This window comes from Cryobacterium breve, from assembly GCF_027594785.1.
Taxonomy (GTDB): Bacteria; Actinomycetota; Actinomycetes; order Actinomycetales; family Microbacteriaceae; genus Cryobacterium; species Cryobacterium breve_A.
This window is the reverse complement of the sequence record NZ_CP075584.1, coordinates 1,268,620-1,291,130: the sequence shown is the minus strand read 5'-3', so window position 1 is coordinate 1,291,130 and position 22,511 is coordinate 1,268,620. Positions and strand designations below refer to the sequence as shown.

General features: G+C 68.7%; 15 protein-coding genes and 5 pseudogenes. 5 read left to right on the top strand and 15 right to left on the bottom strand.

From position 1 onward, the window contains the following. Positions 1–52 precede the first annotated feature (52 nt). The 3 genes and pseudogenes from KIV56_RS06270 (at position 53) to KIV56_RS19515 (ending at position 3,708) form a co-directional block, all read left to right on the top strand. Positions 53–1,381, top strand: a complete 1,329-nt coding sequence (locus KIV56_RS06270) for an ABC transporter substrate-binding protein (RefSeq protein WP_432432609.1) — start codon at positions 53–55, stop codon at positions 1,379–1,381. 112 nt (positions 1,382–1,493) lie between these two features. Continuing rightward, positions 1,494–3,254: pseudogene (locus tag KIV56_RS06265) on the top strand (alpha-galactosidase); the annotation flags it as partial. Positions 3,255–3,330: 76 nt separating this feature from the next. Next, the gene (locus KIV56_RS19515; protein ID WP_348648546.1) at positions 3,331–3,708 is read left to right on the top strand and encodes a GH36 C-terminal domain-containing protein; all 378 of its coding nucleotides are present in this window, start codon (positions 3,331–3,333) and stop codon (positions 3,706–3,708) included. 123 nt (positions 3,709–3,831) lie between these two features. Here KIV56_RS19515 and KIV56_RS06260 read toward each other — a convergent pair whose 3' ends face one another. The 3 genes from KIV56_RS06260 to KIV56_RS06250 all read right to left on the bottom strand — a co-directional run bounded on the left by KIV56_RS06260 (position 3,832) and on the right by KIV56_RS06250 (position 7,582). Continuing rightward, the gene (locus KIV56_RS06260) at positions 3,832–4,752 is read right to left on the bottom strand and encodes a GmrSD restriction endonuclease domain-containing protein (protein WP_281535564.1); all 921 of its coding nucleotides are present in this window, start codon (positions 4,750–4,752) and stop codon (positions 3,832–3,834) included. Between the two features lie 559 nt (positions 4,753–5,311). Then, positions 5,312–5,884 carry a nucleoside/nucleotide kinase family protein gene (locus tag KIV56_RS06255; RefSeq protein WP_281535563.1) on the bottom strand — a complete coding sequence of 191 codons (573 nt, stop codon included), beginning with the start codon at positions 5,882–5,884 and terminating at the stop codon, positions 5,312–5,314. A gap of 357 nt (positions 5,885–6,241) precedes the next feature. After that, positions 6,242–7,582, bottom strand: a complete 1,341-nt coding sequence (locus tag KIV56_RS06250; RefSeq protein ID WP_281535562.1) for a transcriptional regulator — start codon at positions 7,580–7,582, stop codon at positions 6,242–6,244. A gap of 168 nt (positions 7,583–7,750) precedes the next feature. Between KIV56_RS06250 and KIV56_RS06245 the strand changes: the two are divergent. Continuing rightward, positions 7,751–9,572, top strand: a pseudogene (locus KIV56_RS06245) (NAD(P)-binding domain-containing protein). 137 nt (positions 9,573–9,709) lie between these two features. On the opposite strand, the gene KIV56_RS06240 reads toward KIV56_RS06245, so the two are convergent. The 11 genes and pseudogenes from KIV56_RS06240 to KIV56_RS20255 all read right to left on the bottom strand — a co-directional run. Next, a complete protein-coding gene (locus KIV56_RS06240) occupies positions 9,710–9,940 on the bottom strand; it encodes a lipoyl domain-containing protein (RefSeq protein ID WP_281535561.1) in 231 nt (76 codons plus the stop codon). 3 nt (positions 9,941–9,943) lie between these two features. Then, positions 9,944–10,615, bottom strand: coding sequence for an alpha-ketoacid dehydrogenase subunit beta (locus KIV56_RS06235; protein ID WP_348648483.1), 672 nt, complete (start codon positions 10,613–10,615; stop codon positions 9,944–9,946). After that, a complete protein-coding gene (locus tag KIV56_RS06230) occupies positions 10,606–11,007 on the bottom strand; it encodes a hypothetical protein (RefSeq protein WP_348648482.1) in 402 nt (133 codons plus the stop codon). Before KIV56_RS06230 ends, KIV56_RS06235 begins: the two co-directional genes overlap by 10 nt. Then, positions 11,004–12,011, bottom strand: coding sequence for a thiamine pyrophosphate-dependent dehydrogenase E1 component subunit alpha (locus KIV56_RS06225; RefSeq protein ID WP_281535560.1), 1,008 nt, complete (start codon positions 12,009–12,011; stop codon positions 11,004–11,006). Before KIV56_RS06225 ends, KIV56_RS06230 begins: the two co-directional genes overlap by 4 nt. A gap of 103 nt (positions 12,012–12,114) precedes the next feature. Further along, positions 12,115–12,558 (bottom strand): hypothetical protein, encoded by a 444-nt coding sequence (locus KIV56_RS06220; RefSeq protein WP_281535559.1) that lies wholly within the window; start codon positions 12,556–12,558, stop codon positions 12,115–12,117. Beyond that, positions 12,494–12,859: a hypothetical protein gene (locus tag KIV56_RS06215; protein WP_281535558.1), complete on the bottom strand. Its 366-nt coding sequence runs from the start codon at positions 12,857–12,859 to the stop codon at positions 12,494–12,496. The genes KIV56_RS06220 and KIV56_RS06215 overlap by 65 nt, the downstream gene beginning before the upstream one ends. 88 nt (positions 12,860–12,947) lie before the next feature. Next, positions 12,948–13,924: pseudogene (locus KIV56_RS06210) on the bottom strand (NAD(P)H-quinone oxidoreductase). Positions 13,925–13,973: 49 nt separating this feature from the next. After that, positions 13,974–14,399, bottom strand: a complete 426-nt coding sequence (locus KIV56_RS06205) for a hypothetical protein (protein ID WP_281535557.1) — start codon at positions 14,397–14,399, stop codon at positions 13,974–13,976. A 216-nt stretch (positions 14,400–14,615) separates the two neighbouring features. Next, the gene (locus KIV56_RS06200; RefSeq protein ID WP_281535556.1) at positions 14,616–15,443 is read right to left on the bottom strand and encodes a DUF4190 domain-containing protein; all 828 of its coding nucleotides are present in this window, start codon (positions 15,441–15,443) and stop codon (positions 14,616–14,618) included. 147 nt (positions 15,444–15,590) lie between these two features. Further along, positions 15,591–15,956: a neutral zinc metallopeptidase gene (locus KIV56_RS20260; protein ID WP_432432633.1), complete on the bottom strand. Its 366-nt coding sequence runs from the start codon at positions 15,954–15,956 to the stop codon at positions 15,591–15,593. After that, a pseudogene (locus tag KIV56_RS20255) lies at positions 15,898–16,440 on the bottom strand (neutral zinc metallopeptidase); the annotation flags it as partial. The pseudogene KIV56_RS20255 and the gene KIV56_RS20260, both read right to left, overlap by 59 nt. Before the next feature lie 300 nt (positions 16,441–16,740). Here KIV56_RS20255 and KIV56_RS06190 point away from each other — a divergent pair. Continuing rightward, positions 16,741–21,596: pseudogene (locus KIV56_RS06190) on the top strand (NAD-glutamate dehydrogenase). Positions 21,597–21,694: 98 nt separating this feature from the next. Here the strand turns inward: KIV56_RS06190 and KIV56_RS06185 are convergent. Continuing rightward, positions 21,695–22,363, bottom strand: coding sequence for an IclR family transcriptional regulator (locus KIV56_RS06185; protein ID WP_281535554.1), 669 nt, complete (start codon positions 22,361–22,363; stop codon positions 21,695–21,697). Between the last annotated feature and the right edge of the window lie 148 nt (positions 22,364–22,511).

Below are 22,511 nucleotides of genomic sequence, written 5' to 3'. Positions count from 1 at the left end.
ACCCGCCCGGAACGCCGGACGGTTCCTTTCCCAAGAGAAAAGAAGAAGACACATGCGAATGAAGAAAAGAGCGGTCGCCGTTGCCCTGCTCGCCGCAGCTTCGGTTGCCCTGACCGGCTGCTCCGCCTCGACCACTAGCTCCGACACCGCTGCCGCAGCCTGCGCACCGTCCACCGGCAAGGTCGACCTCACCTTCACCACCTGGGTCCCCGGCATGGATGACGCCGTGGCGGTCTGGAACAAGGCGAACCCCGACATCCAGGTGAAGGTGCAGACCGGCCCGAACGGTAACGGCGGCACCTACCAGAACTTCTTCAACCAGCTCAAGGCCGGCAACGCGCCCGACCTCGGCCAGATCGAGTACGACGCGCTCCCGAACTTCCGGGTACAGGACGGCCTGACCGACCTCGCCGCCTGCGCCGGCGTGCTCGATGCGAAGAAGGACTTCGTCGACTGGACCTGGGGACAGGTCAACTTCGGCGAGGACAAGTCCGTGTACGCGATCCCGCAGGACGCCGGCCCCATGGCCATGTTCTACCGCGCCGACCTGTTCAAGGCGAACAACATCGCCATCCCGACCACCTGGGCCGAGTACACCGCCGCCGCAGAGAAGATCCGCGCGACCGGCGGCTACATCACCAACTTCTCCCAGAGCGACATCAACCAGTTCGCCGGACTCGTCTGGCAGGCCGGCGGCACTTGGTTCAAGAACGACGGTACCAACTGGACCGTCAACCTGACCGACCCGACCACCGCCAAGGTGGCCGCATACTGGCAGGACCTGATCGACCGGGACCTCGTCTCGACCAACCCGCCGTGGACCGACGAGTGGAACAACGCCTACAACACCGGCAGTGACTGGACCTGGAACTCCGCAGCCTGGGGCGCAAACTCCATCGCGAGCGGTGCCCCCGACACGGCCGGCAAGTGGGCCGTCGCCGAGTCCCCGCAGTGGGCTGCCGGCGACAAGGCCAGCGGCAACTGGGGCGGATCCTCGACCGCCGTCTTCAAGGGATCGAAGCACCCCTATGAGGCCGCGAAGTTCGCGCTCTGGCTGAACACCTCCGATGAGGCGCTCACCCTGCTGAACAAGTCCGCCAACCTGTACCCGGCGGCCAAGTCCGGCCTCGAACTGCCCGCGCTCAAGGCCGGAGTCGACTTCTACGGTGGCCAGGCCATCTACGACGTCTTCTCGAAGGCATCCTCGCAGGTCTCGCCCGACTTCACCTGGGGCCCGACCATGACGCAGACGTACAACGACGTCTCGGACGGATTCAAGGCTGCGGTCACCAAGAAGGGCACCCTGATCGATGCCCTGAAGACCGGGCAGACGGCTACGATTGCGGCCATGACGGCGCAGTCGATCCCCGTCAACAAGTAGGGGAGCCTGCGGGTCGTGCGGGTCAGCTGACGCGCACGGCCCGCACCACTCGCTCGACCCGTTTGGCCCGTCCGATCCGTTCACGCCGAGTGAGCAGTTAGCAGCGAACTTCGTGATTCACACTCCCCAGGCGGATGCTCCGACCGGGCTGTTCCACCTCCGTGCCGCGGGCACCAGCCTTGTGCTGGACGCCCGCGGCACGGCCGTTCCCGTGATCGTGCATTGGGGTGCCGACCTCGGGGAATTGAACGGGGCCGAACTGGCCGTTCTCGCCGACGCCGCGGTTCCCGCGGTCTCGCCGAGTTCGATCGACGTGCCCCTGCGGCTCTCGCTGCTGCCGACGCTCGCCGAGGGGTGGAGCGGCCGGCCCGGGGTGACCGGGTTCCGGCGGGGCACTGCAGCGCGCGGTCGGCCGGCCGAGCTCGCGCTGCGGCTCGACGCGGTGCAGAGCCAGGGTGCACGAATGCTCCGCATCGACACGGCGGATGCCGGGGCATCCGTCTCGGTGTCGACGGACCTCGAACTCACAGTCGAGGGGGTGCTGCGTGTGCGGCACACCCTGACCAACACGGGCGACACCGACTTCGAACTCGGCTCGCTCGACGTGACCCTGCCCGTGCCCGACCGGGCCGGGGAACTCCTCGATTTCACCGGGCTGTGGAGCCACGAACGCCGCCCGCAGCGCACGACGCTCGCGCACGGTATCTGGAGCCGCGAGAGCCGACACGGCCGGCCCGGCCACGACGACCCGTTCCTCTCGGTCGCGGGGGTGCCCGGGTTCGGGTTCCGTCGCGGCGAGGTGTGGGCGGTGCACCTGGCGTGGAGCGGCGACAAGCGGGTCTGGGCGGAACGCTCCGCCCTCGGCGCCGCAACCCTCGGGACCGGCGAGTTGCTCGCCCCCGGGGAACTGGCCCTGCCCGCCGGGGCCGCCTACACCTCACCCTGGACGATTGCCGCCTACTCGGCGGCCGGGCTGGACGGACTGTCGGCGCGGCTGCATCCGTGGATTCGGTCCTGGGCGACGCCTGCCGCGGACGCGACAGCGCGAACCCTGCGCCCGGTCGTGCTCAACACCTGGGAGGCCGTGTACTTCGACCACGACCTGCCCACGCTCACCCGGCTGGTCGAGGCCGCCGCACAGGTCGGGGTCGAGCGGTTCGTGCTCGACGATGGCTGGTTCACCGGACGCACCGATGACAGGCGCGCGCTCGGCGACTGGTTCGTCGACCCCGTGACCTGGCCGGGCGGCCTGCATCCGCTCGTCGAGCGGGTGCACGCGGCCGGCCTCTCCTTCGGGCTCTGGGTCGAACCGGAAATGGTGAGCCTCGACTCCGAGCTTGCGCACGCGCATCCGGACTGGGTGCTCGGTGCGGCCGGTGCGCTCGAATGGCGGTTCCAGCGGGTGCTCGACCTGGGCAATCCGGATGCCTTCGCGTACGTGCTCGCCCGGCTCACGGCCCTCCTCGACGAGTACCCGATCGCCTATCTGAAGTGGGATCACAACCGGGACCTGCTCGGCGGCTCGGCGCACCGGCAGACGTCGGCGGTCTACCGGCTGCTCGGCATGCTGCGCGCCGCGCACCCGGGCCTGGAGATCGAGTCCTGCGCCTCGGGCGGGGCGCGGATCGACCTGGGCATCCTGCCACTCGTCGACCGGGTCTGGACCAGCGACACCAACGACCCGCTCGAGCGGCAGCAGATCCAGCGATACACCGGCGTGCTCGTGCCGCCGGAATACCTCGGCGGGCACCTCGGCGCCGCGACCGCGCACACCACGGGCCGCACCGCGTCGCTCGGCTTCCGGCTCGCGACCGCGCTCTTCGGCAGCGCCGGCATCGAGTGGGACCTCACCCGGGCTTCGGCCGGTGAGCTCGAGGTCATCGCCGGGTGGATCGCGGAGTACACACGGCTGCGCCCGCTGTTGCACTCCGGTGCCGTCGTTCACGCTGATGCATCGGACCCCGCGCTCGAGCCTGCACGGCGTCGTGGCCGCGGACGGGGCATCCGCTGTGTTCGCCTACGTCGCGCTCGCCGCGCCGCGGACCGCGTTGCCTGCGCCGCTGCGGTTTCCCGGGCTCGACCCCGCCGCGCACTACACGGTGCGGCCTTTGACGATCGGCGGGCCCGTGGACCCCGGCGCTGGGAGTTCCGGTGCGGGGGAGGCCGGCGTGCCGTCGGTCGCGCCGCGGGTGATACAGGATGCCGCCCCGGCGTGGCTGCGGCGCGGCTCGGTGACCCTGAGCGGAGCCGTGCTCACCGAGGTCGGACTGCCCGCCCCGCTCCTCGCCCCCGAGCAGGCGGCCCTCTACGAGCTCACCCGCCTCTGAGTCGCCCACCTGAGACGTTCAGCTCAGCTCAGCTCAGCTCAGTTCAGTTCAGTTCTTGGTCACGGCGTCTGGCGAGGCCTAACTCCTGCAAATTCCGGGTGGACACGAGAGAGGTGGGCGGGGCTACTCGCAGCCGACCCCGTCTTTGTCGCGGTCGAACTTGGACTGCCAGCCCGGGTCGCCAGGGTGGATCGGTGCGGCACCGGCGGCCCTGACGGCCGTGCAGTTCTCGTAATAGACATCGGACGGCGCGGCGGGCGCCGGCGCCGGGGCGGCGGGTGCCGGGGCGGCCGGGGCGGGCTCGGGAGCAGGGGCGGCGGGAGTGGGCGCCGCCGGCACCGGGGCGACGACGACGGGTGCGGGCGCTGGCGCGAATCCGGACGTGAGAGCCGGCTCGGTCGGGCAGGTGTCGAGGATGCGCGTCATCGCATCCCGTTCGGCCTGCGTCACCCAGAGGCCGTAGGTTGCCTTGACCGAGATCTGCCGCGCGACGTAGTGGCACCGGTATGCCTTGTTCGCGGGCAGCCAGGTCGCGGTGTCGCCGTCGCTCTTCTGCTCGTTGGAGCGTCCGTCGACCGCGAGCAGGTTGAGGGGATCGTTCGCGAGCGAGACGCGCTGCGCCTGGCTGAGCTGCTGCGCGCCGGTCTGCCAGGCGTTTGCGAGCGGCACCACGTGGTCGATCTGCACGAGGGCGGATGTCGCCGCTCCCCGCACGAAGGAAATCGTCGCGTTCGTGTACGGGGAGACGATCGTGCCGGACATCACCTTGCACGTTCCCGACTTGACGACGCTCGTGAGGTCGCGGCCGAGAACGTCATTGCGGGTGTCGCAGCCGTTGCGGTCGACGTCGAGCCAGGCGGTGCCGAAGTCGCCGACCCGGTCGTAGCCGGTCTTGGGCGCCTTGCCCTTGACGGCGAGAGTCGCGAGCAGGGTGACGGCGAGGGTGTTGGTCGCCGAGGTGTCGGTGATCGCGACCGTCGCAGCATCGGAGGCTGCGGTGACGCTCGTGGGGTCGGCCGGCGATTCCTCGGTGAACGCCGCCACCGGTGTGGCCGTGGCCGTTGCCTTCGCGATCGAACTCGAGCCTGCTGGGTGTCGCGCTCGCCGTTGCGCTCGCCGCGGACGTGTCGGCGAGCCGCCCTGCGGGGTGTGTCGCAGCCTGGACGCCGCCGCCCACCAGTGTGAGCACGAGGCTTGCAGCGAGCGCAATCGCCGCCACCTTGCGTGAGGGCAGCGCAGCCCAGGAGCCACGACCGGAGACGACAGAATAGAGGGCCGTCACGAGCCCGATCAGCCCGGCCATCACGAGGAGGGTGCCGAACCCTCCGATCGAAGCCAGCAGCAGGACGAATACGACGATTCCGCCGGCGATCCAGCTCAGCGGCTTCAACGAACCGACGAACCGCTTGATCTTCGCTTCGAGGGTGGCGGGCTTCTGTGGTGCGGGCGTCATGGCGGCCTTCCGGGTCACCTGAGCCTAGGCGTAACCGGAGGCTCGCCCCCACACCCACTCCGGGGCGTCGCGAATACCGGTCAGTCGACGAGGCGCAGGATCAGGTCCGCCCGCTCGCGAGTGCGGTTGATGAGGTCTGCATTGGCCTGGTCACTTCCGCCGGCGAACGCCGCGGCATCCGCCGGGTCGCGCCCGAAGCGCACGTGCCGGCCGATCAGTCGCGGCAGCCGCACGGCGTCTGGCGTGTCCACGAACCAGACGGTGTCGAGTTCGCCGCGCAGGCTCGAGCCAGACCGGGGCATCGGTGAGTAGGTAGTTTCCCTCGGTGATGACCACCGGCACGCTGCGCGGTATGGCGATGGATGCCGCGATCGGCTCCTCGAGGCCGCGGCGGAACGAGGGGGCGTAGACGACGTCCTCGTCGCGGGCGCGGAGCCGGCGGAGGAGCGACAGGTACGAGCCGGGATCGAAGGTGTCGATCGCGCCGCGGTGTTCGGCGAGCGGCGTGCCGCGGATCAGGTCGGTCGCGAGGTGGAAGCCGTCCATCGGCACGATCACGGCGGTCTCGGCCCCGAGCCGCTCGACGAGCGCGGCCGCGAGCGTGGACTTGCCCGAGCCGGGCGCGCCGCAGAGCCCCAGCATGATGCGCGGCGCCACTTTGGCGGACCCGGCGAGAACCCGGCGCACGCGCGCCGCGAGTTCATCGACCGTGGTGTCGATCACGGGCGGGATCTTTGGGTCGAGCGACTCACCGGAGGGACGGGAGAAACGGGAGGAACCCGGCTCGCGGGAGGCGTCGGACGTCACCGCCACTGCGCCGCGACGTGCGGTGCGTGCTCCCGATGGATAGTCCGGCGGTCCCTGACCTCCCGTGCCATGCCTCACCTCTTCTGCTTCCACTGTCGTACCGGGGTGCATTCACTCAGGTCGGAATTCACCGGCCACATTGAGCACCCCTCCCGGCAACGATTGTAGGAGCAGAGTGCGGCAACGCGCCAGACGCGATGTGCCCGAGGGCCGCGCGGGCCGAGTTCGTGGATCGCCGTGACGTTCGCGCGGGAGGTGCCTCGATCATCGTTGTCAGGGGAGCCCGAACTCGCGGTCCAGGCGCTCCGATCGCGCTCGGAAAGCAAGGTATCCGGCATCCTGCTGACCGAGCAGCCGCCCCAGCGCCTGGACGGCGTCCTCATCGGTGGAGCCCATGTCGGTGACGCACCAGCGCTTGATCAGCTCAGCGCTGCCGCTCGCCCGGGCCGCGGCCCCGACCGCATCGCTGAGCTCAATCCGGAGCGACTCGATAGCGAAGGCCCCGGAGCGGCTGAGCAGCGGGGCCGAGTAGGCATCCAGCGCCTCCGCGAGCTGCCCGTTGCGTAACAAGCGCAGCACCCGGCTCACGTCCGAGGTGCCGTGGACGGCATCCGTCAGCCGATAGGGACTGGACTCCACCAGGCCCGCTACGGCCGCCCGGATGCGGTGCATCTCGATGCGGATCGTTGACGCGGCTCCGGTCTCACCGTGCACCTCGTAGGCCAGTTCCTCGGCGCTCCAGCCGCGGGTCCGCGAGTCGAGCAAGGCGAGGATCTCGGCCCGGCGGAGCGACAGTGGCACCCGGCGGCCGCCGGCGAAGACTACCGCGGGGTTGTCGCCCAGGAGCTCGAGTGCCATGCCGGTCTGGTGCCGGTCGACGGTTCTGCCCACTGCGGCGTCGGGGCCGCTGCTCGTCGCGGTGCCCGGGCGGGCCTTCAACATTTCCTCCGCGAGCCGCACTCCGGTCTTGACCATCCGCATGCTGTCGACCGTGACGGTGTCGAGTGGCCCCGACACGTTCAGCACACCCAGCAGATCGCCGGTGCGCGGGTCGCGGAGGGGCGACGCCGTGCACGCCCAGTCGTGGTGCGTGCGCACGAGGTGTTCGGCCGAGAAGAGCTGCGCGGCCCGCCCGCTGACAACGACCTCGCTGATCGCGTTGGTGCCGATCCCCGACTCGGACCAGTCCGCGCCCTCGACGAACTCCAGCCCGTCGGCCTGCCGCAGCACGGCCGGGCTGCCGACCCGCCACAGGATCTCACCCTGCGCATTGGTCAACACCAGAAGGTGCCGCCCGGAGGCGGTCTCGTCTGCGAGCAGCTCGCTGAGCGCGGGGATCACTACCGCCAGGGCATGTGCGCGGCGCAGTGAGACGACATCCGACACCTCGTGCAGGTGTCGTGGCAGGTGCGCGTCAGGATCGATCCCGACCGCCAGGGCACGCTGCCAGGAGGCCCAGAGGCCCGGGTCGACGTTCGGCCGGGCTGCACCGGACAGGGCCAGGTCGTGGGCCCGCCGCAGGAGCGCCGCGTATTCGCCGGGCGCGGAGAAGCGCAGGTCGGGCGGCACGGGCGGGGGACGGAAGCCGCCGGATCCCTGCTGGCTGTGAGGCATCCGCTGCTCCTTGGGTTGACTCGACCACTGACAGTCGCAGTGGGTGTAACGCCTGTGTAACCCCCGCGGGTTTCTACTGGAGCGTGAGGTCACGCCCGGATCAGTATGGGGAAACACTAGTGCTCCACACTTGGGCTGACCTCACTCAGCGCACACAAAGGAGTGACTATGCCTGAATCACCACGATCCGCATCACCGAATCCTGAGTCAGCGAACGAGGTCGTCGACCGCTGGCTCGCCGCCCTGGACGCCGCACTGCAATCCCGGGACATCGAAGCCGCGGTGTCCCTCTTCGAAGAGGACAGCTACTGGCGGGACTTCGTGTCGTTCACCTGGAACCTCAAGACCTTCGAGGGCAAGGACGACATCCGGCGCATGCTGGAGGCCCAGCTCGAGCACGTACGGCCCTCCGGCTGGGCACGCGCCGAAGACGCGACCGGTGACGCCGCCGCCAGCGAGGCCTGGGTGAACTTCGAGACCGGCCAGGCCCGCGGCTACGCGCACCTGCGGCTGCGGAACGGCGCCTGCTGGACCCTGCTCACCACCATGCAGGAGCTCAAGGGGTTCGAGGAGAAGAAGGGCGCCAACCGCGAGCAGGGCGTGACACACGAAATCCTGAAGGGGCGGCAGTCCTGGTTGGAGAAGAAGACCGCCAGTGAGGCCTCCCTGGGCTACGACGAGCAGCCGTACTGTGTCATCGTCGGCGGCGGCCAGGGCGGCATCGGCCTGGCCGCACGGATGCGCCGGCTCGGCGTTCCCACGATCGTGATCGAGAAGAACGCGCGCCCCGGTGACTCGTGGCGCAACCGCTACAAGTCCCTGCACCTGCACGACCCGGTCTGGTACGACCACATGCCCTACTTGAAGTTCCCGGAGGACTGGCCCGTCTTCGCATCCAAGGACAAGATCGGGGACTGGCTGGAGCACTACACCCGCATCATGGAACTCAACTACTGGTCGAGCACGGAATGCACCAAGGCCGCCTTCGACGAAGCCGCTCAGGAGTGGATCGTCGAGGTGGTGCGCGAAGGGCAGAAGGTCACCCTGCGGCCCAAGCAGCTGATCTTCGCCCTGGGCGTGTCCGGGTATCCGAACACCCCGGTCTTCGAGGGGGCCGAGACGTTCCTCGGCCAGCAGCACCACTCGTCCAAGCATGCGGGCGGCGGGGACTGGGCAGGCAAGAAGGCCGTCGTGATCGGCTCCAACAACTCCGCCCACGACATCTGCGCCGACCTGTGGGAGACCGGGGCAGAGGTGACGATGGTGCAGCGCTCCTCCACGCACATCGCCCGCAGCGACGCCCTGATGGACCTGGCGCTCGGCGACCTCTACTCGGAACGGGCGCTGGCCAACGGGGTGACCACCGAGAAGGCCGACCTGCTCTTCGCGTCCCTGCCGTACCGCATTCTCCCGACGGCGCAGATTCCCGTCTACGAGGAGATGGCTCGGCGTGACGCCGACTTCTACGCGAAGCTCACTGCGGTCGGCTTCGACCTGGATTTCGGCACCGACGGCTCCGGCCTGTTCCTCAAGTACCTCCGCCGCGGCTCCGGATACTACATCGACGTGGGTGCGTCCCAGCTGCTCATCGACGGCCGGGTCAAGGTCAAGTCGGGACAGATCGCGAGCATCACGAGCGACTCCGTGGTGCTCGCCGACGGCACCGCGCTGGAGGCCGACCTGATCGTCTACGCCACCGGCTACGGGTCGATGAACGGATGGCTGGCCGACCTGATTTCACCCGAGGTCGCCGACACGGTGGGCCGGTGCTGGGGCTATGGATCCGACACGCCCAAGGACCCGGGACCGTGGGAAGGCGAATTGCGCAACATGTGGAAGCCCACCAACGTGGAGCAGGCTCTGGATCCATGGCGGCAACCTGCACCAGAGCCGGCACTACTCCCACTATCTGGCGCTGCAGATCAAGGCCCGGATGGAGGGCCTGGACACCCCGGTGTACGAACTGCAGGAGTCCCACTTCACGCACTGACTCCTGATTGATCGTCGGGGTTCACCGGCCGTGCGGATTCGTTTCCGGTGGGCGTTGCCATTGCGGCAACGCCCACCTCGTCCTCGCGGCCGTCGTCGCGGTGTGCGGCTTCCTCGCCTGACTCGGATACCGGCGGCCTAGTCGATTCGGGCGATCACACTCCCTTGCGCGACCTCGTCTTCTTCCTGCGCGAGCAGGGTGATCGTGCCGGTCGTCTCGGGGTAGACCTCGGCGTCCACCTTGTCCATGGCCACCTCGGCGATGAGGGTGCTCGGGCTCACCGGGTCGCCCGAGTCGACGAACCACGTGACGATCACGCCCGTCGCACCCTCGGCATCCGACATCTTCGGAAAGAGCACATCGCTCACGCGTCATCCCTGTCGGCCATCGCGGCCCGCACGGCCGCCTCGATCCGCGCGGGGGTGGGCAGCACCGCGTACTCGAGCCTGGCTCGCATACGGAAGCGGTACGTCGGGCACGCACACCCGCGAGACGTGCCGAAGCAGCTCGGGCGCACGCTCGGCGACGGAGGCGATCACCTCGCCGGATAGCCCGAACGACTGGTAGTCCTCATCGACCACGATCAGCCGGCCGGTTCGGCGCACCGACTCGACGATTGCGTCCCGGTCGAGCGGCACCAGGCTGCGCAGGTCGATGACCTCCACGCTGATGCCCTCGACCGCGAGCTTCTCGGCCACATCGAGGGCGTGGTGCACCGACAGCGCGAGGGTCACGATCGTCACGTCCGAGCCCGCGCGGGCACAGCGCGCCACTCCGATCGGCACCTCGTAGGGCTCCTCGGGCACCGCGCCGATCGAGCGCCGGTTCTTCTTCATCCAGCCGAGCCCCATCACGCCCTTGTGGAAGACGAACACCACGGGGTCGTCCGAGCGGATGGCCGCCGTCATGAGTCCCTTCGCGTCGTACGGGTTCGACGGCACCACGACCTTCATCCCCGGCAGGTGCGCGAAGGTTCCCCAGAGCGTCTGGGAGTGCTGCGCCCCGTCGGAGTAGCCGCCGCCCGCCGCCATCATCAGGACCATCGGCACCCGGACGTGCCCCCGGATTCGAAGTGGATCTTCGCCATGTGGTTGTAGATCTGGTCCATGCAGACGCCGAAGAAGTCGGCGAACATCAGCTCGACGATCGGCCGCATCCCCTCGACCGCCGCTCCGATGCCGGTGCCAATGAACGCGGTCTCCGAGATGGGTGTGTCGATGATGCGGGTCGGGCCGAACTCGTCGATCAGGCCGGTCGTCGACGAGAAGATGCCGCCGTACGGGCCCACATCCTCGCCCATCACGAATACCGAGTCGTCGAGTCGCATCTGCTGGGCGATCGCCTCCTGCATGGCCTTGGCCGTCGAGAGCTTGCGGATGCCCGGCTCCGGCTCTACGGGAAGCGGCGGCACTGCAGTGTCGAGTGTGTCGGTCATGAGCGTGCTCCTTCGGCGAAAACGTAGTCGAGCGCCTCGGCGGGGTTCGGCAGCGGCGACTCCTTGGCGAAGTCGATCGCGTCTTCGACGAGCGCGGTGGCGGATGCCTGCATCGCCGAGTAGTCCGCCTCCGTGATGATCCCCGCCGCGGTGAGGGCATGCCGGTATGTGGGCAGGGGGTCCCGGCCGGGCACCCCCTCGAGGTCGGTGCGGTAGCCCTGGGCGTCGCCCTCGAAGTGTCCCCAGAGTCGCAGGGTGTGCACCTCGATCAGGGAGGGCCCATCGCCGGCCCTGGCCCGCGCGATCGCCTCCCCGGCTGCCTCGTACACGCCCTCGACCGAGTTCTCCTCGACCCGGATCCCCGGTATCCCGTATGCGGCGCCGCGCACGGCGTTCGAGCTCACCGAGGTCGACTGCGCCCGTGGCACCGAGATCCCCCACTCGTTGTCTTCGACCACGAACACCACGGGCAGTTTCCAGAGCGCCGCGAGATTGAGGGACTCGTGGAAGGCGCCCTGGTTCGCCGCGCCCTCTCCGGTGACCGCGACGGCCACCCTGTCGGTGCCGCGCCGCTGGAACGCGAAGGCCTGGCCGAGCGCGGGCGGCAACCCCTCGGCGATGATGCCGGAGCACGAAAAGTGCGTCACCGGGTCGAAGAGGTGCATGTGCCCGCCGCGCCCGTGGCCGAGTCCGGTCTCGCGGCCGAAGATCTCGGCCGTCATCTCGCGCAGGCGCACGCCCTTGGCGATCGCCACATGGTGCGGCCGGTGCGTCGCAGTGAGGGCATCCTCTCTGGTGAGGTGCGGGCCGAGTCCGGCGGCGACCGGCTCCTGCCCTGCCGACAGGTGCATCTCGCCCGGAACGAGGCCCTTGCCGATGTCGAAGCCGGGCCCCTTGTCGGCGTGGTATTCCCGGAGGATCGCCTCCTCGTAGACGCGAATCAGAACCATGGTGTTGAGCATCTCGCGACGCAGATCGTCGGTCAGTTCGGGATAGGACGGCATTGCTTCTCCTCACGACTCGCGCGCGGGCGAGGCGGATGCCGCGGTGCACGCTGATGAGGCCCACGGTACGACCGCGCCGGCCACCCCCGATAGGGCCTTGATTTCAGCTGGCGAAGGGGGACACGACCGGCGCCCCGGTCAGCTCGGACTCCGGGCCCGGCGGAGCGAGCTGCGCACTGAGCGTGGTGCCGCGCTCGCCGAAACATCCCTCCGCGCAGAACTGGTGGATCAGGTTCCACCAGCGCAGCAGGGCACGCGCGGCCTCGTCGCTGATCTCCCTCCGGCCGGTCAGACCCTCGAGCGGGGAGGTGAGGATCTCGGCGAGCGTGGGACGGTGGCTGAGGATGGCGAATTCGAAGCGATTCCAGGAATCCAGGGGTGCCTCCCAATAGTCGTCGACCTCGGCGAGCCGGTCGACGACGGAGAACTGATGAGCGGGACCGTAGCAGTCGAGGACATCGACGAGCGGGTGCCAGAGCCGGTCAGTCCGATGGTCGTCCAGAAGCAGCGCGGAGTAGTCGCGGTGTCGCGCAACGAGGGCGCTCACGGCCAGGGCGTCCTCGAGGCTCGCGTCGAGGCTCCACGAGCGTCTCACCCCAGCCAAGGATCCGCAACGGTGGTGGCCAGCGACCTTCGTCCCGCAAGCTGCCGAGGCCCAGCAGGAGCTTCATCGCCCGCTCGACGCCGATCGACGCCAGCACGAAGACCGAATCGGCGCTCGCCGCGATGTGCCGGATGTCCTGGATGGAACGGTGCCCGTCGCGCAGGAGATTCTGAATGGAATGGGCTTCGACCTGCAGGGCGACCCCCTGGGCCGCCGTGAGGCCATCCCTGATGTGAAGTTCCATGCTGCGCCTCCGTCGCCCGGCACCGGCTCCGTTCTAGATGCCGATTTTACGAGCCGCGCCGCCGACACGCCAGACGAAACTTCCGGGCTCAGGGCACGAGCACGATCTTGCCGATGTGGGCGGATGCCTCCATCCGGCGATGCGCGGACGCCGCGTCGCTGAACGGGTACCGGCTGTCGACCACGGGACGGAAGGCTCCGGATTCGAGCCAGGGCCAGGCATCCGTGCGGAGGGCCGCGATGATCGCGGCCTTCTCGGCGAACGGCCGGGCGCGCAGGGTCGTGCCCCAGTAGCGGCCGCGCTTCTGCATGAGGTACATCGGGTTGAACACGGCATCCTGGCCGCTCTGGTTGGCGATGACCATGATGCGCCCGTCGAGGGCGAGCGCCGCGATATTGCGCGCTGCGTAGGAGCCGCCCATGATGTCGAGGATCACGTCGGCGCCGTGCCCCTCGGTGGCGCGGTCGATCTCGGCGGTGAAGTCCTGGCTGCGATAGTCGATCAGGATGTCGGCGCCGAGTTCGCGGCACACCGCGAGCTTCTCGGGGAGCCTGCCGTGACCGCGACGCGCGCGCCGGCGAGCCGGGCCAGCTGGATCGCGGTCGTGCCGATTCCGCTTGCTCCGCCGTGGACGAGCAGCGTCTCGCCGCTCTGCAGCCCGGCCGCCAGGAACACGTTCGACCAGACCGTGGCGAGTGCCTCGGGCAGTGCGGCCGCGTCGACGAGATCGATCGCTTCGGGCACGGGCAGGGCGAGCTCCTCGTGCACGACGGCCTCAGCCGCGTAGCCGCCGCCCGCGAGCAGCGCACAGACCCGTTCGCCGACGGCGAAGAGCGTGGCCGCGCTGCCGACCTCGGTCACGATTCCCGACACCTCAAGGCCCGGCCAGGCCGGGGCCCCGGCGGGTGAGGGGTAGTAGCCCTGCCGTTGGGAGACATCCGCTCGGTTGACGCCGGCGGCGGCTACCCGAATGCGGATGTCCCTGGGCCCGACCTCCAGGTCGGCCACGGTCGAAAGGGTGAGGGCGTCGGGCCCTCCGGGTACGGGTACCAGAATTGCGCGCATGCCCTCATCCTACGAGCGGCCGCTGACACGTTGCCGGTGCGCCCCGGTCCTACTCGGTGTCGGATGTTCGGGCCCCGCTACGCCCCTCGCCGTGGCCCTCGCCACGTCCGGCGCCCTGCCGGGCCCAGGTCTCCTCGTTGTAGTCGAGCACCAGGTGCGCGGGCGGAGGACCCTGCAGCATCTCGGGCGTGAGCCCGTGGAACTCGATCATCTTGTCCCGGAACCACACGTCGTGGGGGTCCTGGGAGGTGGCGAAGTCGCGGAACATCCGGGCGAGGTCGTCGGCCTCGTGATAGAGCGCGACGAAGTCGCCCTGCGGGGTCGACATGAGCGAGGCGACCTCGCGGCGCAGGCCCATCCGACGGCGGGACCGCTCGTGCTCCTCGCGGCGCGCGCCGCTCATCTCCGCGGCGAAGGCCTGCCAGGCCTCGGTCTTGCCGGGCAGGATCGGGGCAAACCACGTGATGTATTCCATGACATTTTCTCCTTTGAAGTAATGACATGCGGCAGGAGCCGAGCGGGCCGAAGCCGCGAATGGATCATTCCACGGGAGAGCGTAGTCTCCTCGTCGCGCGCCGCAACCGCGTTTTCGGGCGACCCGACAAACGCCCTCAACACCTCGGTTACGGAGAAAGCACCCTCGTCGCGTGGGCGAGGGTGCTTTCTCCGTAACCGAACAGCGCGGGCGGGCCTACTGTGCTGCCGAGTAGAACTTCTCGTCGCTGAACGACTGCGAGATGACCCAGGTGCCGGTCGCGGCATCCGCTGTCGGGATGGCGATCACGACATTGCCGGTCGCCGTTCCGGCGGGGTAGAGCTCGTGGATGTCGGACAGCGGCGCGGGGCCGACGACCGAGCTGTCGTTTTCACTGTGCGTGGTTCCGGCGGCGGACACGAAGGACACGTCGAGGTCCATCCACGGGGTGCCGGTCTTGGCGCCCTGATAGGTGACCGTGATCGGCACCATGGCGTACTGCATGCCGGCGGGTGCGGCGTCGTTGAATTGGTTCTCAGCCGCGATGATCGCGTCGGCGTTCAGGGTCGGGGCGCCGAGGGTGATCTCATACTCCGGCTGGCCGTCTGCGGTCGTCGCGATGGTCGTGCCGATCGGTGCCGGGTTGGTGCGGGTTCCGACATCGCCCTCGTTCGAGGGAACCTCGGTGGGGTCGGTCAGGCTGTCGCCGGAGGTGTCGCTCGACGAGCCCGACTTCAGGCCCTGGGCGTCATGGACGGCGGCGACGAAGCCGACCGTGTACACGATCGCCAGCACGATCGACAGCAGAAGGGCCACACCGGATGCCGCGATCCCGCCCTTCGCGAGCCCCTTCGGCTTGCCCTTTCTGGTCACGGCGATGATGCCGAAGACGAGTCCGGCGATCGCCGCGAATCCGGACACGTAGTTGATGATCGGAATGAACGCGCCCACGAAGGCGACGGCGCCGACGATCAGGGACACCAGGCCGAAGGTGTTCTTGGCGGGGGCGAGCGGCGCGGGACCGCCCGGTCCTACCGGACCCACCGGGGGTACCGGAGGTGCGGGCGGGAGATTGCTTCCACCGAATTCTGGGGGTGAACTCACTGTTTGCTGAGAATCGGACATACGTCCAGCCTTGCAGCGTCCCCCCTATATTCAACGACTCCGGTCTACCCCCATTAAGGGGTGAGGTCAGTACGTGTCATTGAGCCAGCCGTCGCACGATCCTTCGTCGCCGCCGTCGTACCCTTCCAGGAAGGCCTGGTTGCGCTGCTCGGGGGTGCCGTGGTGCTGCGGGTTGTCGAACGCGTAGTCGCCGAGGTCGAGAGTCGTCTGGCTGGCCTCCGTGATGTCGCCCGGGTCGAGGATCCCCTCGTCTTCCGCCGACTTCGCCCAGACCCCCGCCCAGCAGTCGGCGTGCAGCTCGATCTTGTAGACCGGGTAGATCGAGCCGGCGGTGCTGAAGATGCCGATCTCGTTCTGCAGGCTCGTGCGCGTACTCGTGCGCGACGACGTAGGCCACCGAGAAGTCGCCCGTCTTATGGGTCTTGGTGCCATCGGTGTTCGCGTACAGGGTGCCGTCCCAGATCTTCTGGGCGAGACTCTGCGAGACGGTGATCTTGTCGTCGTACAGGCAGTAGTACGCGCTCATGTCATCGGAGAAGCCCGGCGCACACAGTGACGGAACGACCTCGCCCGCCGCGGGGAAAGCGTAGGTCACGAAGGGCGCCGGGCGGCCGTCGTCCTTCCACACGCCGGTCCAATAGGCGTCCACGTCGCTGAGCACCGACACGAGGAAGTCCTTCATCGTGCCGGTCGACCCCACGATATTGGCGGTCGGCACACCCCCGGTCCGCGGCGTCCCCGAGGTCGTCGTCGTCGTGATGCCGGAGGGTGACGTGCCGACGGCGACCCGCGCCGCGCCGCCCGGTATCGGGCTCGGAGCCGTACTCTGGCCGGCGGATGCCGGGGAGAGCCCGCCGCCGGGATCCGCGGCGACCGCGGTCACCGCGCCTCCTCCGGCACAGACGAGGACCGACATCAGGGCGATGGCACGCAGAGCAGACGCGAGTTTCATGGTGGTGGACTCCCTTGTGGAGTGCGTGTGTTGTGTTTTCAGAGGCGACCGGAGGGACATCATCCGATTCGCGGCGTGGAGCCCGAATGGCAACTGTCGCGAGTATAGGCAGACTCATAGCCGCCCGATAGGTCAGCCCGCAGGTCATCGCTCACGAGGTGCGGAGTCGATGTGCGGACATCGGGGAACGAAACTACGATGGGGGTCCAAGCGGTCCTCGTTCAACAGCGAGCGGGATCAGAAGTGAATGGGTGCCTTTTGTCAATGTCGTCAAAATCGTCGTCCGAAATGTCTACCGGGTCCTCGACCGAGGCCTTCGTCGCCGACTACTACGAGCACCTCGGTGATGATGCCCGGGAGTACGATCCGGCCACGCTGCGCGCGCGGGCGGAGAGCCACTGGCAGGTCGCCCTCACGAGGCCGGCGAAGACCGCGAACGTCGAGATCCTCACCGAAGCCGATCGCAGCATCCTCTATATCGTCACCGACGACATGCCGTTCCTCGTCGACTCGGTCAACGCCGAATTGGTGCGCCAGCACGCGGCCATCCACCTGGTCGTGCACCCCCTGCTCGTCGTCACCCGCAACCGGGAGACCCACGAGCTCGTCGGAGCCACCCGGATGCCCGTCAACGCGGGCGTCTCAAGCGGCGACACGTCCGCGATGCCCGACATCTCCCACCTGCTCGGTACCGAGGACGACTCGCCGCATCTCGAGTCGTGGATCGCGATCGAGATCGACCGCGCGAGCGTCGAGGCCCGCGAGCGCCTGATCGAGGGGATCGCGCGAGTGCTCCACGACGTGCGGGCCGCCGTGGACGACTGGCCGGCGATGCGCTCGAAGTCCGTTCAGATCGCCGACGCACTCGGGAGGTTGCCGCACGCCGAGGGCATCCCGGACGTGGAGCAGGCCAGGGACCTGCTGCACTGGCTCGACCAGGACAACTTCACCTTCCTCGGCTACCGCGAATACGACCTCGAGTCCATCGACGGCGAGGACGTTCTCACCATCCGACCCGACAGCGGTCTCGGCCTGTTGCGCGCGGTGAAGGACGGTCACGAGATCCAGCACCTGACGGATGCCGGGCGCACGATGGCCCGCGAACGGCGCGCCCTCGTGATCACCAAGGCCAACTCCCGGTCAAGCGTGCACCGCCCCGCCTATTTCGACTACATCGGTATCAAGAGCTTCGACGCCGACGGCAACGTCAACGGGGAACAGCGTTTCATCGGCCTCTTCGCCGTGAGCGCGTACACGAGCTCCGTGCGTGACGTCCCGATCCTCCGCGAGAAGATCGACGCCGTCATGAACGAGGTCGGCTTCCCGCCCGGGTCGCACAGCGACAAGGACCTGCTCGGCATCCTCGAGACCTACCCGCGCGACGAGCTCTTCCAGATCGACGTGCCCACCCTCGTCGCCACGGCCGTCGCCATCCAGCGACTGCAGGAACGCCGGCGCACCCGGCTCTTCCTCCGCCCTGACTCATTCGGCCGCTTCATGTCCGCCCTCGTCTACTTCCCGCGCGACCGGTACACGACGGCGGTACGGCTCCGGATCGAGAAGGAACTGACCGAGACCTTCGACGCGGAGTCCCTCGACTTCGAGGCCCGGATGACGGAGTCCACCCTCGCCCGCCTGTTCTACCGGATCCGCCTGCCGAAGACGGCCACGGTCGGAACGAACGACGACGTCGCCGCGCTCGCCGCGGCCCTCGAACCACGCCTCGCCATGGCCGTGCGTTCCTGGGCCGAGGGGATCACCGAGCAGCTGCACGAGCCCAGGCTCGCGCACCTCTGGGCGGAGGCGTTCCCTCCGAGCTACCAGGTCGACTACGAGGTCGAGGACGCCCTCGTCGACATCAGCAGGTTCGAGGCCTACGCCGCGGGACTGAAGACCGCGGCCGCGCGGGATGCCGCGGCATCCGTGACGGGGTCGCCCCGCCCGAGCGTGCACGTCTACCTCTCGCCGAACGCCGCCGACCGGCCCGCCGAAGACGCCCGGGTGAAGCTCTACATGATGGAGTCGCAGAGCCTCAGCCAGATCCTGCCGTACTTCCAGAACCTCGGCATCGAGGTGCTCGACGAGGTGCCCTTCGAGATCAGGACCTCCGACGGGCGCGAATTCTTCCTCTACGACCTCGGCCTGCGCTACCCGTCAGGCGTCGACCCGGTCGGCACCGGAGACCTGCTCGCCGACTCCTTCGGCGCAGCGGTCAGCGGTGCCATCGAGTCAGACGGCCTCGACCGCCTGGTCCTGCGCGAGGGCATGCCCTGGCGCCGCGTCGTCATCCTCCGCAGTTACGCCAAGTACCTGCGCCAGATGGGCAACACCAACTCCTACGACTTCGTCGGAGACACGCTCCTCGCCAACCCCGCCGTCTCGGGCGGGCTCGTCGACCTCTTCGAGGCCCGGTTCGACCCCGCGCGGGACGAGACCGAACGTATCCGTCGCACCGAGGAGGTGCGCGCGCAGTTCCGCCGCGGCCATCGAACAGGTCGCCACCCTCGACGCGGACCGGGTGCTCCGGGTGCTCCTGAACCTCATCGAGGCGACGCTGCGCACGAACTACTTCCAGAACAAGCCCTACCTGAGCATCAAGCTCGATCCGAGCCGCATCGAGGCGCTGCCGTTCCCGAAGCCGATGTTCGAGATCTGGGTGTACTCGCCGCGCGTCGAGGGCGTGCACCTGCGCTTCGGCACGGTCGCCCGCGGCGGGCTGCGCTGGTCGGACCGGCGCGAAGACTTCCGCACCGAGGTGCTCGGGCTCGTCAAGGCGCAGACCGTCAAGAACGCCGTGATCGTGCCGACCGGCGCCAAGGGCGGGTTCTTCGCGAAGAAGCTGCCGGACCCCACGGTCAACCGGGCCGCGTGGCTCGCCGAAGGCATCGACGCCTATAAGACCTTCATTCGGGGCATGCTCGACCTGACCGACAACCTCGTGCTGACGGATGCCGGCGAGCAGGTCGTTCCCCCGGCGAATGTCGTGCGCCATGACGACAACGACTCCTACCTCGTCGTCGCCGCCGACAAGGGCACGGCGACGTTCTCCGACATCGCCAACGGCCTCTCCGCCGACTACGGCTTCTGGCTCGGCGACGCCTTCGCCTCCGGCGGGTCGATCGGGTACGACCACAAGGCCATGGGCATCACGGCCCGCGGGGCGTGGGAGTCGGTCAAGCGCCACTTCGGTGAACTCGACCTCGACACCCAGAACGAGGAATTCACCGTCGTCGGGATCGGCGACATGTCCGGCGACGTCTTCGGCAACGGGATGCTGCTCTCCGAGCACATCAAGCTGGTCGCGGCCTTCGACCACCGGCACGTGTTCCTCGACCCGAACCCCGACCCGGCCGTGTCCTTCGCCGAACGGCGCCGGCTCTTCGAACTGCCCCGGTCCTCCTGGGCGGACTACGATTCGAGCCTGATCAGCGCCGGCGGCGGGGTCTTCCCGCGGCAGGCCAAGGTGGTCCCGATCTCGGCAGAGGTGCGCGCCGTACTCGGACTGCCCGAGAACGTGACGCACCTGAGCCCGCCGGAGCCTGCTCCGCGCGATCCTCACGGCCCCCGCCGACCTCCTCTACAACGGCGGCATCGGCACCTACGTCAAGGCGAGCACCGAAACCGCGGCGCAGGTCGGCGACAAGGCCAACGACGCCATCCGCGTCGACGGCCGCGACCTCCGCGTCAAGGTCGTCGGCGAGGGCGGCAACCTCGGCCTCACCCAGCGCGGCCGAATCGAGGCCGCACTGGCCGGCGTGCTGCTCAACACCGACGCGATCGACAACTCCGCCGGTGTCGACTGCTCCGACCACGAGGTCAACATCAAGATCTTCGTCGACCGGATGGTCGCGGCCGGCAAGCTCAGCGCCGCGGAACGCCCCGAGTTCCTCGCCGCGATGACGGATGAGGTCGGCCGGCTGGTCCTGGAGGACAACGTCGACCAGAACATCCTGCTGCTGAACGACCGGGTCAAGGTCGCGAGCTGGAGCCCGAGCTACGAACGCCTGATGGACTCGCTCGAGGCATCCGGTGACCTGAACCGCGAGCTCGAGGCGCTGCCGACCACCGTGGAACTGCACGAGCGGATCGACCGGGGTCAGGGCCTGACCTCGCCAGAGCTCTCGGTGCTCGCCGCCTACGCCAAGATCGAGCTCGCGACCGCACTGCGCGACAGCGACCTCGCGGAGGACCCCTGGTTCCGCGGCACCCTGCGCCGGTACTTCCCCCGCCAGCTTGCCGAACGCTTCGACGCCGAGCTCGACACGCATCCGTTGCGCCGGGAGATCATCGCGACCGTCGTCGCGAACGACATGATCAACCTCGGGGGAGTGACCTTCGCCTTCCGTGCGATGGAGGAGACCAGCGCGACCCCGGCGGCGATCGCCCGGGCGTTCGCCGCGCTCCGGGAGATCTTCGAGCTCGAGGCCATGGTCGCCGAGCTGAGCGCCCTGCCCAAGTCGTTCCCGACGGCGCACTGGACGGCGATCCACCTCGACATCCGCCGGCTGCTCGACCGGGCCGTGCGCTGGCAGGTCAACCACGGCGGTTCGCAATCGGTCGCCGAGGTCGTGGCGCAGTACAAGCCGCAGATCGCGCTCGTCCGTGCGCACCTCGGTGACTACGTGCGCGGCGCCGACCAGACCCGGCTCGGGTCGCTGCTCACCAAGGCGGAGGAGTGGGGCCTGCCCTCCGGCCTCGGCCACCGCTGGACCCAGCTCTTCGAGGCCTTCGCCCTGCTCGACGTCGTGAAGATCGCGGCGCAGTCCGGCGAACAGCTCGGGGACGTCGCCTCCGTCTACTACACGGTTTACGACCGGTTCGGCGTGGACAACCTGCTTGAGCGCATCACCGCGCTGCCGCGCACGGACCGCTGGCAGGCCCTCGCCCGCGCGGCCCTGCGCGACGACCTCTACTCGACGGTCGCCGACATCACCACGGCCGTGCTCGAGGCGACGGATGCGGGAAAAGCGGAACACCGTCTCCTCGCCTGGGAGGAACTCAACGCCGAAAAGCTTGCCCGCTCACGCAGCGTGTTCGACGAGGTCAACGCCCTCGGCCAGGACGACATGGCGTCGCTCTCGGTGGCGATGCGACTGCTGCGCTCGATCGTGCGGCGGTAGGCCGCGCGCCCGCGCAGGTTTCGGCAGGCCGCGCCCGCCTTTTTGGTAGCGGCCTGCCGAAGCCGGCGCGCGCGTGAGCGGTCCCGGACGAGGATGAGCTAGACGAGCGACATGATGTCGCGCGCCGCGGTGAGGAGAAGGGGGGCGTACGACTCGAGCTTCGCCTGCGTCACCAGAGGTGCGATTGTGGTGATGCCGATTCCGCCCAGCAGATTGTGCCGGGTGTCGAAAACGGGCGTCGCCATGCAGCGGATGTGCTCCTCGTTCTCCTCGTCGTCGATCGAGAAGCCGCGATTGCGTACAAGCTCACCGTCGGCGAGCAAGCGGTTGACGTCCGTGATGGTGTTGTCCGTGCGCCGCGGAAGCCCGGTGTTCACCGCGTAGCGTCGTACCTCGCTCTCGGGCAGGTAGGCCAGGACGGACTTGCCGATCGCGGTCGAGTGCAACGGGATCTGGGCGCCGACGCGGGACGCCATCCGGATCGGCTGCGCGGTGTCCTCGATCTTCTCAACATAGGTGGCCCAGTCGCCGGTGCGCAGGGCGAAGTGGATGGTGCTGTGCACGTCCTGCTGCAGGCGCTGCAGCCGGGTGCGCACGCGGTCCGAATCCTCCGTGCTGGCAGTCAGGCGCAGGCCGAGCAGCCGAAGTGCGCGTCCGGGGGTGTACGCGCCGTCCGACGTGCGGCTGACGTAGCCGTCGTCCACGAGTTCGGATAGGAGACGGAACACGCTCGTCTTCGACAGGCCGGTCTCCTTTAACCAGGTCACTCAGGCGGTGCGTTTCGCCGGGGTTCGACACGGCTTCGAGCACGCGCAGCAGTTTGCGCGCTGCGCTGTCCTTCGCGGGCTCGCCGGCCTCGCCCGAAGTGTGAGATTCGTCGATCAAAGTCGCTGACATTTTGTCCTCCTGCGGCCA